The 959-nt window shown below is 75.8% G+C and carries 1 protein-coding gene and 2 pseudogenes; all 3 read right to left on the bottom strand.

Translation table 11 applies throughout. The annotated features are described in order from the left end of the window. Positions 1-189: pseudogene (locus x551_RS22745) on the bottom strand (AtzE family amidohydrolase); the annotation flags it as partial. Continuing rightward, positions 186-395, bottom strand: a complete 210-nt coding sequence (locus tag x551_RS22740; protein ID WP_036252008.1) for a DUF4089 domain-containing protein — start codon at positions 393-395, stop codon at positions 186-188. The gene x551_RS22740 and the pseudogene x551_RS22745, both read right to left, overlap by 4 nt. A 46-nt stretch (positions 396-441) precedes the next feature. Further along, positions 442-959: pseudogene (locus x551_RS22735) on the bottom strand (allophanate hydrolase); the annotation flags it as partial.

Raw genomic sequence — 959 nt, 5'->3', positions numbered from 1 at the left:
CGCGTCGAGCGCGGCGGCGCGCTCCAGCGCGCGCTGCGCGGTGAGGTCGGTGAAGGCATTGACGCGAGCGTCGGTGGCGGTGATGCGCGCCAGGCTGGCCTGCACCATCGTGCTGGCGCTCACCTCGCCGCGCTGCACCGCGGCGGCGATGCCGGTGGCGGTGCCGGCGAGCAGCGTGTCGGCGCTCACGGCGCGGTGTCCTGCGGCGACAGCGGCACGAACTGCGGTGCCGGCTCGTCCTCCACGGCGAGCGGCAGGCCGTTCACCAGCGCGGCCATCTGCGACGCGAGCGCGAAGTAGCGCAGCACGCCGGGGCGGTGTTCGGGCGCGAGCGGCAGGGCCAGCGTGGCGGCGGTGGCATCGACGTAGGCCTCGATCGTGTCGGCGGGCAGCATGTCGTTCTCCTGGAAATCCGGGCAGGTGAGGTCGGGTGCGGCGAGCCTAGGCCGCGGCACCGCGCAGCGACGCCGCATAGGCGCGCCAGCCGCCGAAGGCGCTGACATCGGGCGCGCCGGCCAGCGCGTGCGACTCGCACAGGAAGCCGTGCACCCAGCGGCCGTCGGCCAGCTCGATCGAGCCCAGGCCCAGCGGCGGCGGGATCAGCGCGAGGAAGGACCCGACAGCGCGCTGCGGCAGCGCCCACACCTCGACCTCGATCGCGTGGCCTGCGTTGCCAGCGGCGACCCGTACCAGGCCGGGCTTCGGCGGTGTGGTGCCGGGCAGTGCGTGCAGGCGGTAGCGTGGCGCGGTGGTGGTGGCCTCGAGCAGGCTCGCGCCGCGCTCGGTGAGCTGGCCGTTCAGCGGCAGCCCCGACAGATGGGCGCCCACCACGGCCAGCGACAGCGTGGGCTCGGCGGCCGGCAGGAGCCCCGCCGGTGCCGCGGGCAGGTCTTCGAGGTGGCGGCGCGAGGTGCCGAGCGGCAGGTCCATCGCGCGCTGCCATTGCGCGCCGAAGCGGG

The sequence above is a fragment of the Methylibium sp. T29 genome (assembly GCF_000576205.1).
Taxonomy (GTDB): Bacteria; Pseudomonadota; Gammaproteobacteria; order Burkholderiales; family Burkholderiaceae_C; genus Methylibium; species Methylibium petroleiphilum.
This window is presented reverse-complemented; position numbering and strand designations above follow the sequence as displayed.

Excerpts from the sequence above, each read along its gene's own strand:
- x551_RS22740 (WP_036252008.1), bottom strand. The coding sequence starts at position 395 with ATGCTGCCCGCCGACACGATCGAGGCCTACGTCGATGCCACCGCCGCC.